The organism is Saccharopolyspora sp. NPDC045839 (genome assembly GCF_056431645.1).
In genome coordinates, this window is the sequence record NZ_JBWKKH010000006.1 from 61404 (window position 1) to 75933 (window position 14530).

A 14530-nucleotide genomic window follows, 5' to 3' on the forward strand; every position below is an offset into this window, starting at 1 on the left:
CGGCCGGGGTTTGGTACTGCGGTAGCAGGAAGCACGACCGCGTGAGGCGCGTCGTGAGCGAAACCCGGGCAGTCGTGGACGAGTTCTACCGCCGGCTGGGCGACGGCGAGATCGGCTCGTTGGCCGACCTCTTCGCCGGCCGCATCGAGTGGGACATCTACGGTGCGGAGGACGTGCCCTGGGCCGGGCGGCGAGCCGCGCGGGCGGAAGCGGCGGAGATCACCCGCTACGTCACGTACGAGGACAGCTTGGCCCTGGCCCGCGCCTTCGGGGGCTTCCTGAACCTCCAAGCGACGCACTGCGCTGCCGGGGTGGCACCGGGCCCGGCAGCGCCCGCGATCGAAATCGCTGCCGTGGTGTCTGCCGGGGGCCGGTCAGGGAATCGCGCCGCTGGCGGAGTCGAGGCCGGCGACGGTGTCCCGGATGCGGGCCCGCAGCCATTGATGGGCCGCGTCCGCGTCGTTGCGGGGATGCCACGCCATGCCCACCTCCAGTCCCGGGAGGTCCAGCGGAACCTCGAAGGTGTGCAGCCCGAGTCGTCGCGCCGCGGATTCCGTTGTCAGGCAGACGAGATCGGTCTCCCGTGCCAGCAGCAGTGCGGCGGTGTGGCTGGGCAGCACGACCGCGACTCGCCGCTGGATCCCGAGCTTGGCCAATCGCTCGTCCACCGGCCCTCGCGCGTGACCGCGCCGCGAAACGCTGATGTGCTCGGCCGCGCCGAATCGCTGCGGTGTGACCCGGCCGCGAGCCAGCGGATGCTCGGAGCGAACCGCGCCGACCAGCCGCAGCGACGTCAACGGCGCCGTGCAGGTCTCGGGATCGAGGTGCTTGAGCACCCCGAGTTCGACATCGATCAGGCCGTCGCGCAGGGCGCGGGTGTCCTCGACGGCTTCGGAGGCGAACCGCAGCGTCACTCCCGGCGCGTCGTTCCCGGCCGCCGCGAGCAGTCCGGGCGTCAGCGCGTCGATCAGGAGATCGCTCGTCTGCAAGGTGAAGGTGCGGGACAGCGAGGCGGGGTCGAACGCCGCGCCGCGGCTGAGCAGCGTGCGCGATTGCTCGATGACGGAATGCACGTCGTCGCGCATTGCTGCGGCGAACGGCGTCATGACCATGCTCTGTCCGGCGCGCACCAGGATCGGATCGTGCAGGATGCGGCGGATCCGGCCGAGCGTCCGGCTCATGGCAGCGGGCGAGGTCTGCAGCTGTTCCGCGGCGCGCGTCACGCTTTGCTCGTGCAGCAGCGCGTCCAGTGCCGCCAGCAGGTTCAAGTCCAGTGTGGACACTTGGAACTCCATTATGACGTCAGTCACAGCTGTCGCGAAGGTGTTGGTCACCAGCAGTATTGCGCGCGGGGCAAGTATTGCGTGCCGGCTTTGTCATCGCGGCAACGGTTTGTCCGGCCCAAGGTGGAGATGATCCCGCAACGGCGGGAACCTTTCGACCTGAGGAGAACCGGCCATGCAGACCGGCGACGTGCTGGCAGTGGTCAGCCAGAGCGGCCCCACCGTGAGCTTCTACGACGCGATCACCCACCAGCCGCTGGAAACCCTCGAACTGCCCTCGGAACCGCACGAGCTCTGCTTCGACCCCGAGCACCGGGTCCTGTACTGCACGATCGCCTACCACTCGGGCTACTACGGCGAGAACACCGGCCGGACCCACGAGGTGGTGGTCATCGACGCCGATGCGCGCGAGATCGTCGAGGTCATCGATCTCTCGCCGGAGCACGGCCCGCACGGCCTGGCGCTGGACGCCGAGAACCGGCGGCTGTACGTCAGCGTCGAGGCCGGGCCCGCCGGGCCGGGCGGCGTGGTCGTGCTCGACACGAAGACCCGCAAGCAGATCGGCCGCATCGACACCGAGGCGCCGGGCCCGCACTGGTTCGTGATCACGCCGGACGGGCGTCGAGGCTACGCAAGCAACAAGGAGGCCCCGTTCGTCTCGGCGGTCGACCTGGAGGCCGGCCGGCTGCTGCGCCGGGTGCCGGTCGCGGGCAGCGAAGGAATCGCCGTCACCCCTGACGGCAAGCACGTTTGCGTGGCCACGCCGAAGGCCGGGGCCCCCGACGCCCCGACCACCATCGAGGTGATCGACACCGAGACCAACGACATCGTCCGGACGATCCGCACCGAGGAACCCGTGCTCGCGGTCCACATCACCAGCACCGGCACACTGCTCGTCGGCGGGCTCCGGTTCGACGGCGACCCGGCCCTCTTCCGGCAGCAAGCCGGGCGGCTGCTGAGCTACGCGCCGGGCACCTACGAGCTGCTGGGCAGCGTCGAGGTCGGCAGCTTCCCGCTCACCATCGCGTCCTCGCCCGACGGCACGCGTGCCTACGTGTCCGCCGTGATGTCCTCGACGGTCTCCGTCGTCGACCTCGAAGCCCAGAGCACGCTGGCGACCCTGCCGATCGAACGGCGTGGCGAGCCCGGCGCGCACGGCCTCGCCTACATCCCGGCCGGCCGGGGGTGCTTGGGCTCGTAGAGCCCGATTTCGGCGCCGCTGGGCAGGCGGAGCGCGGTGAGCAGTCCCCAGCCTTCGTTGCTGACTGGGCGGGTGATCTCGACGCCGCTTTCCTGCAGCTCGCCGATGGTGACGGCGATGTCGTCGCACATCAGGTAGAGCTCGCAGGTGGGCTCGCCGTGGGTGGGATGGGTGGCGAGTTCCGCGGGCGGCAGCCCGAAGATCAGCCACCCGTCCCCGGCGTCGACGGCGTCGAACCCGAGCACGTCGCGGAGGAACGCCCGGTCCCGTTCGGCGTCCCGGCTGAACAGCAGCAAGTGCGCGCCGTTGATCATCGCAACCACCTCCTGGCGAAACCGTGCCACGGCAGCGGGCGGCCCGCCGCTCCACGACAAGCCCGGGCGGGACGTGCGCTGCCGTACGACACCGGAGCAGCCGCCGCGAGAGATCTCGTGATGGCCGACGAGCTCGGCGGCGGGAACTCGATGCCACCGGGTTTCCCGCTGAGTGCACCAGGAAACCGGCCGGCGCGCGGAGCCGGCGGAACTGACCGCGCTGCCGTGCACCTCCCGATCGAGTCGCCCGGGGCTTGGGTCAGAAGCGGTAGCGGAGCATCCGGCCCAGCCGCCGCATCGCGGTGATGCGCCCGGACGCGCGGATGGCGGCGCGCGCCGGAAGCGGGTACCTGTCGAGTTCCGGCGCATCGGTGAAAGACCACTCGGTGACGAACCGCAGTCCGGGCACGCTGGATTCCAGCGCTCGCGGCTCGTCGATGCCCCAGTGCAGCTGCGCTCCGGCGTGGACCACCGCGGGGTTGAAGCGGTTGGACACCCGGACCCCCAGGCTGCTGAAAGCGTCGAAGACCAGCTCTCCGCTGGGGAAGTGCCCGATGACGCGGCGCAGCAGCGCCAGACCATCCACTTTGGACAGGTACATGGTGAGCCCTTCGGCGACCACCAGGACCGGCCGGTCGCCGGGGATGCCGTCGAGCAGGCCGGGCGCGGTCACCGACGAGGCGATGGTGTGGTGGTGCGGGCGTTCCGGGAAGATGCGTCGGCGCAGCTCGATGACGTCGGGCTGGTCGATGTCGTACCACTCGACGCTCTCCGGCGGGTTGATCCGTTCGAAGCGGCTGTCGAGCCCGCAACCCAGGTGCAGGACCGTCATGCCGGGCCGCAGGGCCTCCTCGACCCAGCGATCCAGCGCCTTGGCGCGCATCGCCACGGAACCGGCGCTGTGCGCGCGCAACTTGAACTTGCCGAAGTCGAAGTCGATGCGCTGAACGGCCTCGTCGGCGTGCCCGTCGCCGAGCATCGGGTCTGCCGACCGGTTGTCCAGCGCGCGCAGGTAGAGCGTGGCGAGCATCGTCGCCTGCGCGCCGGTCAGCTCGACCTTCTCGCGCTTCTGGTGTTCGAAGCTGTAGTGCAGCAGTCGCATGGCCTTGCGCAGCGCCGGGAGGGTGTTCATGACCTTGGCGGTCGCGCGGTCGGTCGCGCGCATCTTCGCCACGGTCGGCAGGTCCATCATCGGCAGTTCCTGCCGCAGCCGGAGGCCGGGCACGCGCAGTTCGAGGGCGTGGGGATCGCCGATGCCCCAGTGGAAGGAGGCGCCCGTTCGCTGCAGGAACCCGGAGAAGCGCGCGGCCGTCACGGTCCAAGGCAGCACCGCGTCGAAGATCATCTCGCCGATCTCGAAGCGCTCGACCAGCCGGCGCAGCAGGTCCACGCCGTCCGCCTCGGTCAGGTACATCGTCAGGCCCTCGGCGATGACCAGAGTCGGCCGCCCGGTCGGGATCTCGTCGAGCCAGTCCCGATCGGTCACCGATGCCGCGATGGTGCGGTAGTTCGCCGGGCGCTCCGGGTAGAGGCGATTCCGCAGCTCGATCACGTCGGGCATGTCGATGTCGTACCAGCGCACGTTGGTGGGCACGGCGAGCCGGAACGCCCGGCTGTCCAGGCCGCACGCCAGGTGCAGCACCAAGGCGTCGGGGTGCTCGGCGAGGTAGCGCGCCGCCCAGTCGTCGAGCTGCTTGGCCCGGAGGATCACCGCCATCTGATCTCCCGAGCCCAACAGCCTGCGGAAGTCGAAGTCGATGCGGTCGAGCAGCCGATCCGCCGTCTCGTCGCCGAGCACCGGATCGGGCCTGCGGTTGTCCATGGCCCGGGCGTAGAGGGGGCCGAGGAGCGTCTGCTGAGCGCCGGTAAACCGGATCTGTTCGGTCACGCGGCCCAAGCTACACTTGTTTCACAAATTCGTGAAATAAAGAAACCGTATAAAATCTTTCGAGTGATCGACACGGCTGCTGAGGATGGGGACATGGCAGAACGCGCGGGCGACGAGGTGCTGCGGTTCGTCGAGCGGTTCGCCCTGGACCTGACCGGCGCCGGCTTCCCGCGCATGGCGGCGCGGGTGTTCGCGAGCCTGCTCGTCGCCGACGAGGGGCGGCGGACGGCGAGCGAGCTCGCCGAGGTGCTGGACGTGAGCCCGGCGGCGGTGTCCGGCGCAGTCCGCTACCTGGTGCAGGTCAAGCTGGTGGTGCGGGAGCGGGGTCCCGGCGAGCGGCGCGATCACTACCGGGTGCTCGACGACGTCTGGTACGCGAGCATCGTCCAGCGCGACGCGGAACTGATCGGCTGGGAGCGGACCCTCGCCGAAGGCGTGGCCGCGGTCGGAGAGGAAACGGGGCCAGGGAGGCGCCTGGACGAGACCCGCCGGTTCTTCGAGTTCCTCCGCGCCGAGATCCCTGAGCTGATGCAGAAGTGGCACCGGCAGCGGGAGTCGTGACCCTGCTAGACGAGTTCGGCGGCCTCGTGCACTTCGGACCGCGCAACAGACAGCTGCCCTCGATGATCGGCGCCAGATCGACCTGATCGCCGAGGCTCGCGGAGATCTGCTCGATCGGAGCGCGCAGGGTAGGTAGGGGCAAGGCTGAACGGCTTCTGCGTGATGAGGGCGGCTACCTCTTCGAGGCAGCTGCAAGGCAGAACTGTTGGAGCTGGCCAGCGCCCGATGTTCCTAGCCGCTAGGCGAAGGCATGTCACGAACGGCCACGGTCTCCTCGCCGTCGAGCAGCAGGAGCGGCATGGCCTTGCCTGCGATCAGGCGGTCGCCGCCTTCCGCGCCGATCGCCGCCACGCCCCGATGGCCGAGCCTCGCAGCCGGTCGATGTCGAGGCGGGTGTGCGCGGGCCGACCTCCAAGCGCGCGGCGAGTTCGCAGGCGCATCGACTTCGCAGGCGGCTGGAAGCAGAAGTGGCGCCGACGGTCGTCGACGCCACTTCCGAACTCGCGCGGATGCCTACGCGGGCGAGATGCCTCGCGCCTGCATCCAGGGCAGCGGGTTGATCTTCTTGCCGCTGGTGTTCCACACCTCGAAGTGCAGGTGCGGACCAGTGGAGAAGCCGCGGTTGCCCATGGTGGCGATCTGGTCGCCGGCCTTCACCTTCGTGCCCTGCTTGGCCGTGATGGTGTTGACGTGGCCGTAGACGGTGATCGTGCCGTCCTCGTGCTGCACCCGCACCCACAGGCCGAAACCGCTGGCCGGGCCCGCCTCGATCACGACTCCGTCGGCGACGGAATAGATCGGGGTGCCCTTGGCGTTGGCGATGTCGATGCCGTAGTGCGTGGTGCCCCAGCGGCCACCGAAACCGGAGGTGAAGCTGCCGTCGGCGGGAAGCACGTATTTCGGGGCCCGCGCCGCCTCCTCGGCGGCGATGCGGGCGGCGTCGCGCTCCTGGGTGATCCGCTCGCTCTTCTTGAGCTGATCCATCTCGGAGCTGACGTCGGTGGTCTGCGCGACCGGGAGCATCGCCGGAGCGGGAGCGCTGCCGCCGACGCCGGTGTAGGACTGGTCGGCCAGCGCGGTGTTGAACGAGGCCGATGCGTCCGACGGGTTGAAGTCGTCGTGGTCCGGGGCGGCGTGCCCTTCACCTGCGGCCATCGACTGCCCGGCGGCCGCGAAGGCGCCGGCTGCGACGGCGGCGACGACCACGCGGCCGCGCCAGACCGATGCGGGTGAGGAGCCCCGGGTCTTCACCGGACTGCTGGAGGGGTCGTCGGGAGACGCCTCCGCACAGCCCGGGGAGTGTTCTTCGCCGCCGGGGGAGCGGTGTCGAGCCAATGCCTGCCCTTCCGTCTCGGGGAGCCGGATCACGTTTCCGGGCGGGGATCCCGGGGCCGGTCGGGGAACCAGCCGAAGGTTGTCCTTCGTGATCAGACCGTGACAACGGACCGGGGGACAGTAACCAAGGTGATCCCCTAGGGGCAAATCCCTGTCCGTGGTGTCCCGGCTACGGAACGTGCCCGGGAGGCGCGTGGTGGGCCCGATTGTCGGGGTCGTGTGGATACTGGGTGTGGTCGTCGCGCAGCGGAGCTGCCAGCGGCTTCGTGATCGGCACGGGGTAGATCGATCGGCCCGCAGCTGACGCGGACATGTCTCGATCAAGTTGTCTCGCCGTAATGAAATGTGTTGCGAGTCACACTCCAAGAGCGGCTTGATGGGCACTCGGCGGTGCTCCGTTCGGTCGGCCCTAGGGGATGTCCCTGAGCGTGCGACCGGTAGGTGCTGCCGCCGTCCGGGGTTGCTAGCGTCTGCGCGGTGACTGCGCGGCCCGACCATCCGTCCGGCGGTTCCTCGGCTCTCGCCGCGAATCCGCAGCCCGATCTCGATCTGCCGATCCGACTGCGGGTCGCGATCGTGGTGGCCGCCGCCGGTGCTCTGTTCGTCGGCCTCGGCCCATTGCTCGGGCTTGTCGAGCCCGGCGCCTCGGCGGCATTCCTGGCATGGCCCCTTTTGCTGGTGCTCTCCCTGCTCGCCCCCGCGCTGGCCTTCGTCTTCGCCAAGAGTGGGCGGCTCGGAACGGCGGCGGCCGTGCTCGTCGGCCCGGCGGCGCTCGCGCCCGGCCGCTTGGTGCTGGATCTGCAGTTCGTCGCAGACCCCGGTCTGGCCGCCCGGCCCGAGCTGCTCCGGGTGGAAACCCTCGACGTCCTCGCCCCTTCGGCCGGTGTCTGGTTGCTCCTCGCCGGGCATGTCGCGGCGATCGTCGCCGGTGTTCTCGCAGTTCGGGGCATCGGGCACGGTGATGAGGGCGCCGGTTCGCACCGGCAAGGCCTGCTCGCGCTCGTGCTGTGCGCCGGCGTGATCGCGGCGGTCGGAGTCCTGATGGCGCCGTTCGCCTCCGAAGACCCGTACCTCTTGCCGCACCCGGCGCTGGACGGGCCGGTGGTGCTGCTGATCGGTGGCATCCTGCTCGCCGTCGCCGCGCCGAGCACCGCCGGATTCCTGGTGGGCTCCACCGACCCGGAGTTCGCCCGCGGCGGGCTGCTCGGGATGGCTGCGGCGCTGGCCTGCGTGGCCGTGCCGCCGCTGGTGTCCGCGGCGGTGCTCGACCAGGTCCAGCTGGCTTGGGGCCCGGTGCTCGTCGTGGTCGCGGTGATCGCATTGGCGGTGCTGGCCGTGCCCGCCGGGCGCGCCGATTCCGGTGAGTCGACCGACGATCTCCGCCTGCCCGCACTGACCCGGTTGATCACCACTTCGTCCGTGCTCGCCCTGGTCGCCGGCGCCCTGGCGTTGCTTGCGGCGGCCGCGCCGCAGGTGGAGATGCCCTTCGGGCTGCGCGACCCGTCGCCGTATCCGGCGCGGATGCTGTGGCCCGCCGGCTTCTTGCTGGTGGCGCTGGGCATCGGACTGCTGCTGCCGCGTGCCGCCGGATGGCTGCGCCCGATGCTGACGGTGGGCTGGGTGGTGATCCCGTTCGCGGCGGCCGGGGTGCTCGACGCGGTGTTCACCGCCGTGCAGGCAGCGGACGCAAGCGCCGGGATCGGAGCCTGGGCGGCCGGGATCGCGGTCCTGTTCGCCGCGGCCGCGGCGATCGTCGCGGCCATCGCCGGTGCGGTCGAACGCGACGACGTGGATCTGACGGAAATGGCGATGCACCGCATGGTGCTGGTTCCGTCGCTCCTCGCGCTGCTGCTCGGGGCCGGTGCGTTCAGCTTCCCGGTGCTCACTGCCCCGGACTACACGGCGCCCGGTGTGTTCACCGCTTTCGGGACGACGTCGTGGGGACTGGTGATCGCGCTGGCCGCGGTGGTCGGAGCGGCAGTGCTGGCCCCGATGTGCCGACCGCCTCGCGCTGCGGCGCTCCTCTGCGCGGCCGCGCTCGTCGTGGCGGTCCGGGTGCTCGAGTTCCCGCTGACCGCGGAACGGCTCCCGGGCTCCGAGCCCGGCCTGGGTTTGTGGTTCGGAGCGGCCTGCGTGGTGGTGCTGCTCGGAACGTCGATCGCGGCCGCCCGAGTGCCCGGCGATCGGCAGTAATAAGGAACGGTTCCTGATCATGCCCGGCGGCCCCGGGGTGGAGTTCCCGCAGGTATGGGCCCCGGAGGCGGTCGCCGGAGCTGTGACCCGCGTCGAGCGGCTCGAGTGAACGTCCCGTTCGTGCCATCCACTGGAGCAGGCGGGCGGCCCATATCTGCAGTGCGCGGAGGCGTTGGGTGGATGAGGCGAACGGCCTGTTCACCTCGTCTATCGGCGCGAACAGGCCGTTCGCGCCGCGCCGACCAGTCCATCCGTCGTGCGCACCGCTGTGCGGAATCCGCACGGTTCGTGTGATCAGGGGAAACGCCGAGGCCGCAGAGAGGTCGGTGCTGGGCCGTTCACCGCGGGCGGATCACTCGATCTGCCGCCTTGCCAGCGCGCGCGGCGCGGCCGACAATGCCTGGCACACCGTCACGGTGCGCTGTTCCGTTCGTCACCACGAACGTCGATATCGAGCCTGCGGAGCAGGCCAATCCCCGTGCTGGACGGTTCGACCAGGCCTAATGCCCAACCTCAGGTGAGGCAGTTCACCGGGTGCGCCGCCCCATGCGTCCTCGCAGGTCGATATCGTCACCGAGTCCGACACCGACGTCGCAGGAGAGTCGAGTGGACCTGTACGAGTACCAGGCGAAGGAGCTCTTCGCCTCCCACGGAGTGCCGACGCTGCCCGGCGCCGTGGCAACCGATCCGCAAGGGGCCAAGGCAGCCGCCGCAGAACTGGGCGGGCCCGTTGTGATCAAGGCCCAGGTCAAGACCGGGGGCCGCGGTAAGGCCGGTGGCGTCAAGCTGGCCGAGAACCCGGATGAGGCCGAGACCAAGGCCGGGGCGATCCTCGGTCTGGACATCAAGGGCCACATCACCCGCAAGGTGCTGGTCACCACCGCCTCCGACATCGCCGACGAGTACTACTTCTCGTTCCTCCTCGACCGTGCCAACCGCAACTTCCTCGCGATGGCCTCCGTCGAGGGCGGTATGGAGATCGAAGAGGTCGCGGCGACCAAGCCCGAGGCGCTGGCGAAGATCGCGATCGACCCGATCGAGGGCGTCGACCAGGACAAGGCGCGGGAGATCGTCACCGCCGCCAAGTTCCCGGCCGAGGTCGCCGACCAGGTCGCCGACGTGATCGTCCAGCTGTGGGAGACCTTCGTCGCCGAAGACGCCACGCTGGTCGAGGTCAACCCGCTGGTCAAGGACCCGCAGGGCAAGATCATCGCGCTGGACGGCAAGGTCACCCTCGACGAGAACGCCGCGTTCCGCCAGGCCAAGCAGGCCGAGCTGGTGGACAAGGAAGCGGAGAACCCGCTCGAGGCCAAGGCCAAGGAGAGGGGCCTCAACTACGTCAAGCTGGACGGCGAGGTCGGCATCATCGGTAACGGTGCCGGGCTGGTCATGTCCACCCTGGACGTGGTCGCCTACGCCGGCGAGAAGCACAGCGGTGTGAAGCCGGCGAACTTCCTGGACATCGGCGGCGGCGCCTCCGCCGAGGTCATGGCCGCCGGCCTGGACGTCATCCTCGGTGACCCGGCCGTGAAGTCGGTGTTCGTCAACGTCTTCGGCGGAATCACCGCCTGCGACGCGGTTGCCAACGGCATCGTGCAGGCGCTGAAGATCCTGGGCGACGAGGCAACCAAGCCGCTGGTCGTCCGGCTCGACGGAAACAACGTCGAAGAGGGTCGCCGCATCCTGGCCGAGGCCAACCACCCGGTCGTGACGATGGTGGACACCATGGACGGTGCGGCCGACAAGGCCGCCGAGCTGGCTGCGGGGGCATGAGGCCATGGCTATCTTCCTCAATGAGAACAGCAAGGTCATCGTTCAGGGCATCACCGGCTCTGAAGGCACCAAGCACACCGCTCGGATGCTGCGCTCCGGCACCAACATCGTCGGCGGTGTGAACGCCCGCAAGGCCGGGCAGACCGTCGAGATCGAGGGCAAGCAGTTCACGGTCTTCGGCACCGTCAAGGAGGCCATGAAGGAGACCGGCGCCGACGTGTCGGTCGTCTTCGTGCCGCCGAAGTTCGCCAAGGACGCCGTGATCGAGGCCATCGACGCCGAGATCGACCTGGCCGTGGTCATCACCGAGGGCATCCCGGTGCACGACTCGGCCTACTTCTGGGCGCACGTCAACGCCACGGGCAACAAGACCCGGATCATCGGGCCGAACTGCCCGGGCATCATCTCGCCCGGCAAGTCCAACGCCGGCATCATCCCGGCCGACATCACCGGCCCGGGCAAGATCGGTCTGGTGTCCAAGTCGGGCACGCTGACCTACCAGATGATGTACGAGCTGCGGGACATCGGTTTCTCCAGCGCCGTCGGCATCGGTGGTGACCCGATCATCGGCACCACCCACATCGACGCGCTGCAGGCCTTCGAGGACGACCCGGAGACCGAGGCGATCGTCATGATCGGCGAGATCGGTGGGGACGCCGAGGAGCGGGCGGCCGACTACATCAAGGCCAACATCACCAAGCCGGTGGTGGGCTACGTGGCCGGTTTCACCGCGCCGGAGGGCAAGACCATGGGCCACGCGGGCGCCATTGTCTCCGGTTCGTCCGGCACCGCCGCGGCGAAGAAGGAGGCCCTGGAGGCCGCTGGGGTCAAGGTCGGCAAGACGCCGAGCGAGACCGCCAAGCTGATGCGCGAGATCGTCAAGGGCTGAGCCCGATCTCGACACGTCCTTTTCGGGGCCGGACGCCTTCGGGCGTCCGGCCCCGGTGGCTGTCTGCATGCTTTTGTGCGGGGCCGACGGAATCGCGAGCGCTTCGCCGGAGCCCGCAGGCAAGTCCCGGTTCGGCGGTCTTCCGGTACACCGAAGCCGGTTGATTCGATACCGTCAGCAAGCTCCGCCCCCGAGTGTTGAAGCGAGGAGTCCGTCCAGCCATGTCCGCGCCCTTCCCCCAGTCGCCGCCGCCGGCCGCCCCGGGACGCCCCGGCGTTTCGCTCGGTCTCAACGAGATCCTGGCCTTGGTGGCGGCAGGCGCCGGTCTGATCGGCTACCTGATCGGTTTCTTCGACGGCGTCGCCGGCGTGGCGATCGGCAGCCTCGTCGGGTTCTCCCTGATCGTCTCCGCCGCGCTGGCGGGTCTGCGGTTCGTGCCGAAGACGCCGAACGCGCTGTTCGCGGCCGCGCCGCTGTCCGCCTACGCGACCCTCAGCCTGCTCCAGGACTTGGTCGGCGGTGGCTCCGGCGGGATCGTCGTGGTGCTTCTGCTGCTGTCCATCGTCCAGCTGGGTGCCGTGGTCGGCATCCTGCTGATGGAGGGCGGCATCGTCAACGCGCCGTCGAAGCCCGCGCAGCCCCCGAAGCCACCCTTCGGCCAGTCCGCCCCGTTCCAGTCGGGCAAGCCCGGCGGCCCGGCCGGTCCCGGTGGCCCCGGCGGTCCGGGTGGGCCCGGCGGTCCCGGTGGTCCCAGCGGTCCGGGTGGGCCCGGCGGTCCCGGTGGTCCCAGCGGGCCCGGTGGCCCTGGTGGTCCCGGTGCGCCGGCTTGGAACCAGCCCGGCCAGTTCGGTCAGCCGGGTGGCGGCTGGAGCCCGCCGGCCGGCCCGCAGTCCCAGCAGCCCGGCAGCTGGGAGCCCGCCTCCGGCGGCTTCCAGTCCCAGAACCAGCCAGGCCAGCCCGGTCCGTCGGGTCAGCCGACGCAGTCGAGCCCGTCCGCGCCTCAGTCGAGCCCCGGGCCGCAGTCGAGCCCGTCCGGCCAGTCGAGCCCGTCCGGCCAGTCGAGCCAGCCGCCGCAGTCCGGCCAGTCCGCGCCGACGTCGAACCCGTCCGGCCAGCCGGCGCAGCCGAGCCAGGGCGCCGGTCCGCAGGGCACGCAGCAGATGCCGCACCCCGGCGCCAATCCGCCCAGCTTCTGATCAGTTCGATCTGCTCGTCGCGCGGGCGGCCTTGTCACCGTTTCATGCTGGTGGCGAGGCCGCCCGCGCGGTGTTTGCAGGGGATACCACGGAATCGGATGGTGACTCGCCGCCACCGGATTGTCCAATGTGGACGAACGTTGTCGCACGATGGGCGGAAGTGACGGCGTGTTGTGACCCGTTCGGCGTAACTTCGATGCGACATTCAGCTGCGTGTCAGTGCTCGACTCGATCCCCCACGCCATCGCCGACGGTCCCCGCGAACGCCGGCACGGGATCCGCTGGTGGTTGCTCGCCGTGGCCGTCGGCGCCGTCCTGCTCGCCGGTTATCTGGTCGCCGCAGGGCTGATAGCGCTGGTGATGGCGACCGCGGGCAGCGCGCAGTTCGATCCGGTCGTGGCCCTGGTGGGGGCCCTGCCCGGGTGGCTCGCGCTGCACCAGACCGCGCTGAAGATCACGGACGCGCCGCTGAGCATCCTGCCGCTGCTGCCCACCGCGCTGGTGATGCTGCTGATCGCCGCGGCATCCGCCTGGGTCGCACGGCGGTCCCGACTGCGCCGTCCGGATCAAGCGTGGCCGTTGATCACGGCGATGGGGCTGGTGCACGCCTTCGTCGGTACTGCCATCGCTGTGGTGCTGGACGGTCCGGTGAATGCGGTCCCGGTGGATGCGTTCCTGAGCTGCGGACTGGTAGCCACGATCGCCTCTGCGGCAGGCGTGGCGAACCGGTGCGGGTTGATCTACCTGGTTTGGGAACGGGTCGAGGCCGAGGTCTGGTCGGGCCTGCGCCTCGGCCTGCTGGCGCTGGCCGCGCTCGTCGCTGCCGGTGGCGTGGTGCTGCTGGCCGGGATCTGCCTGTCGGCTCCGGAGATGGTCGCCGCCCTCTCTCGGCTCGGGAGCACGGCCGGCGACGCGATCGGCGCCACGCTGTTGTCGCTGCTCTACCTCCCTAATGCAGTCGTGGCGGGCTGGTCCTTCGCCGCCGGAACGGGCCTGTCGATCGGTCGGTTCGAGGTTCAGCCGCTGCACGTCGCGCCCGGTCCGGTGCCGGACCTGCCGCTGCTCGCCGTCCTGCCGACGCACGATTCGGCTGCCTGGTGGGCGATCGTGCTGGGGTTGCCTCTGGTCGTCGGCCTCCTCGTCGGGACCGCCGCGCGCCGGGTGCCCGGATCCCTGGCGCGCAGGCTGCTCGCGGTCGGTGTGGCGGCAGCGGTCGCGGCGATGGGAACGCTGCTGCTCGCGCACGTTGCCGGGGGCGATCTGGGCAATGGCCCGTTCGGCCAGGTGACGCTGCAGCCGGTCGCACTGGCCGCGGCGACGTTGTGCTGGGTCGCCATCCCTGCCGCCGCCGTCACGTGGCTGGCTGGGCCGGACCTCGACGACGAGTTCGGCGCGGACCAGGCGGATGCCGAGGAGGCCACGGGCTCGACCACAGCGGGCACCGACGCCGACTCCGCGGACGAGACGACCCCGAAGGACGACGCAACCGGCGATCCGTCTGATGCCTCCGCTTCGGGCGCCGCCGACGACACCGAAACCGGCGCCGACGACACCACCGATGTCGACGGCGATCGAGCTGACGCCCCGGCGGACGACAACGCGCCCGAGGCGGAGGCAATCGACGCGGATGCCCTGGAACTGGACGACCTGGCACCGGAGATTCCGCACGCCCGCGAGGCCGCGGAGTCCGAACCGTCCCGGAGCAAGCCCGCCGAGATCGACCCCACCGAATTCGACGGCGACCTCACCGGGGACGACCGGAGGTGAGGGCTGCGCCACTCGCCCGGGCCCTGGCGACGTCGGCGCCGCAATCAGCGCTTACGCTGCTTCGGGAGATCGTGCCGAGGCATGTCAGGAGCGAACGCTGAATCCGAGTACGCCCGACCAGCCGAGCGCC

Annotated in this window: 11 protein-coding genes; 7 read left to right on the plus strand and 4 right to left on the minus strand. The window is 70.2% G+C overall.

What is annotated here, in order from left to right; all coding sequences use genetic code 11:
- Nucleotides 1-374: 374 nt before the first annotated feature.
- Nucleotides 375-1274, minus strand: a complete 900-nt coding sequence (locus tag AC07EQ_RS10725) for a LysR substrate-binding domain-containing protein (RefSeq protein WP_478388015.1) — start codon at nucleotides 1272-1274, stop codon at nucleotides 375-377.
- Between the two features lie 184 nt (nucleotides 1275-1458).
- Here AC07EQ_RS10725 and AC07EQ_RS10730 point away from each other — a divergent pair, with 184 nt between their 5' ends.
- Nucleotides 1459-2484, plus strand: coding sequence for a YncE family protein (locus AC07EQ_RS10730; protein ID WP_478387787.1), 1026 nt, complete (start codon nucleotides 1459-1461; stop codon nucleotides 2482-2484).
- Here AC07EQ_RS10730 and AC07EQ_RS10735 read toward each other — a convergent pair.
- Nucleotides 2448-2798 (minus strand): VOC family protein, encoded by a 351-nt coding sequence (locus tag AC07EQ_RS10735; protein WP_358306807.1) that lies wholly within the window; start codon nucleotides 2796-2798, stop codon nucleotides 2448-2450. The genes AC07EQ_RS10730 and AC07EQ_RS10735 overlap by 37 nt on opposite strands.
- A 259-nt stretch (nucleotides 2799-3057) precedes the next feature.
- A complete protein-coding gene (locus AC07EQ_RS10740) occupies nucleotides 3058-4686 on the minus strand; it encodes a class I SAM-dependent methyltransferase (RefSeq protein ID WP_478387788.1) in 1629 nt (542 codons plus the stop codon).
- Between the two features lie 93 nt (nucleotides 4687-4779).
- Between AC07EQ_RS10740 and AC07EQ_RS10745 the strand changes: the two genes are divergently transcribed.
- On the plus strand, nucleotides 4780-5247 hold the full coding sequence (locus AC07EQ_RS10745; protein ID WP_478387789.1) for a GbsR/MarR family transcriptional regulator: 468 nt from the start codon (nucleotides 4780-4782) through the stop codon (nucleotides 5245-5247).
- A 513-nt stretch (nucleotides 5248-5760) separates the two neighbouring features.
- On the opposite strand, the gene AC07EQ_RS10750 is transcribed toward AC07EQ_RS10745, so the two are convergent.
- Nucleotides 5761-6582: a M23 family metallopeptidase gene (locus AC07EQ_RS10750; protein ID WP_397529596.1), complete on the minus strand. Its 822-nt coding sequence runs from the start codon at nucleotides 6580-6582 to the stop codon at nucleotides 5761-5763.
- Between the two features lie 477 nt (nucleotides 6583-7059).
- Between AC07EQ_RS10750 and AC07EQ_RS10755 the strand changes: the two genes are divergently transcribed.
- The 5 genes from AC07EQ_RS10755 to AC07EQ_RS10775 all read left to right on the plus strand — a co-directional run bounded on the left by AC07EQ_RS10755 (nucleotide 7060) and on the right by AC07EQ_RS10775 (nucleotide 14400).
- Nucleotides 7060-8775: a hypothetical protein gene (locus tag AC07EQ_RS10755; RefSeq protein WP_478387790.1), complete on the plus strand. Its 1716-nt coding sequence runs from the start codon at nucleotides 7060-7062 to the stop codon at nucleotides 8773-8775.
- A 606-nt stretch (nucleotides 8776-9381) separates the two neighbouring features.
- On the plus strand, nucleotides 9382-10548 hold the full coding sequence (gene sucC, locus AC07EQ_RS10760) for an ADP-forming succinate--CoA ligase subunit beta (protein ID WP_478387791.1): 1167 nt from the start codon (nucleotides 9382-9384) through the stop codon (nucleotides 10546-10548).
- A gap of 4 nt (nucleotides 10549-10552) precedes the next feature.
- Nucleotides 10553-11437, plus strand: a complete 885-nt coding sequence (gene sucD, locus AC07EQ_RS10765) for a succinate--CoA ligase subunit alpha (protein WP_478387792.1) — start codon at nucleotides 10553-10555, stop codon at nucleotides 11435-11437.
- 221 nt (nucleotides 11438-11658) lie between these two features.
- A complete protein-coding gene (locus AC07EQ_RS10770) occupies nucleotides 11659-12633 on the plus strand; it encodes a DUF5336 domain-containing protein (protein WP_478387793.1) in 975 nt (324 codons plus the stop codon).
- Nucleotides 12634-12846: 213 nt separating this feature from the next.
- The gene (locus tag AC07EQ_RS10775) at nucleotides 12847-14400 is read left to right on the plus strand and encodes a cell division protein PerM (RefSeq protein ID WP_478387794.1); all 1554 of its coding nucleotides are present in this window, start codon (nucleotides 12847-12849) and stop codon (nucleotides 14398-14400) included.
- The last annotated feature ends 130 nt before the right edge of the window (nucleotides 14401-14530 follow it).

What these genes read in the sequence shown, in the direction of transcription:
- AC07EQ_RS10730 (WP_478387787.1), top strand. Translation starts at nt 1,459, where the DNA reads ATGCAGACCGGCGACGTGCTGGCAGTGGTCAGCCAGAGCGGCCCCACC.
- AC07EQ_RS10735 (WP_358306807.1), bottom strand. Translation starts at nt 2,798, where the DNA reads ATGATCAACGGCGCGCACTTGCTGCTGTTCAGCCGGGACGCCGAACGG.
- AC07EQ_RS10745 (WP_478387789.1), top strand. Translation starts at nt 4,780, where the DNA reads ATGGCAGAACGCGCGGGCGACGAGGTGCTGCGGTTCGTCGAGCGGTTC.
- sucD (WP_478387792.1), top strand. Translation starts at nt 10,553, where the DNA reads ATGGCTATCTTCCTCAATGAGAACAGCAAGGTCATCGTTCAGGGCATC.
- AC07EQ_RS10770 (WP_478387793.1), top strand. Translation starts at nt 11,659, where the DNA reads ATGTCCGCGCCCTTCCCCCAGTCGCCGCCGCCGGCCGCCCCGGGACGC.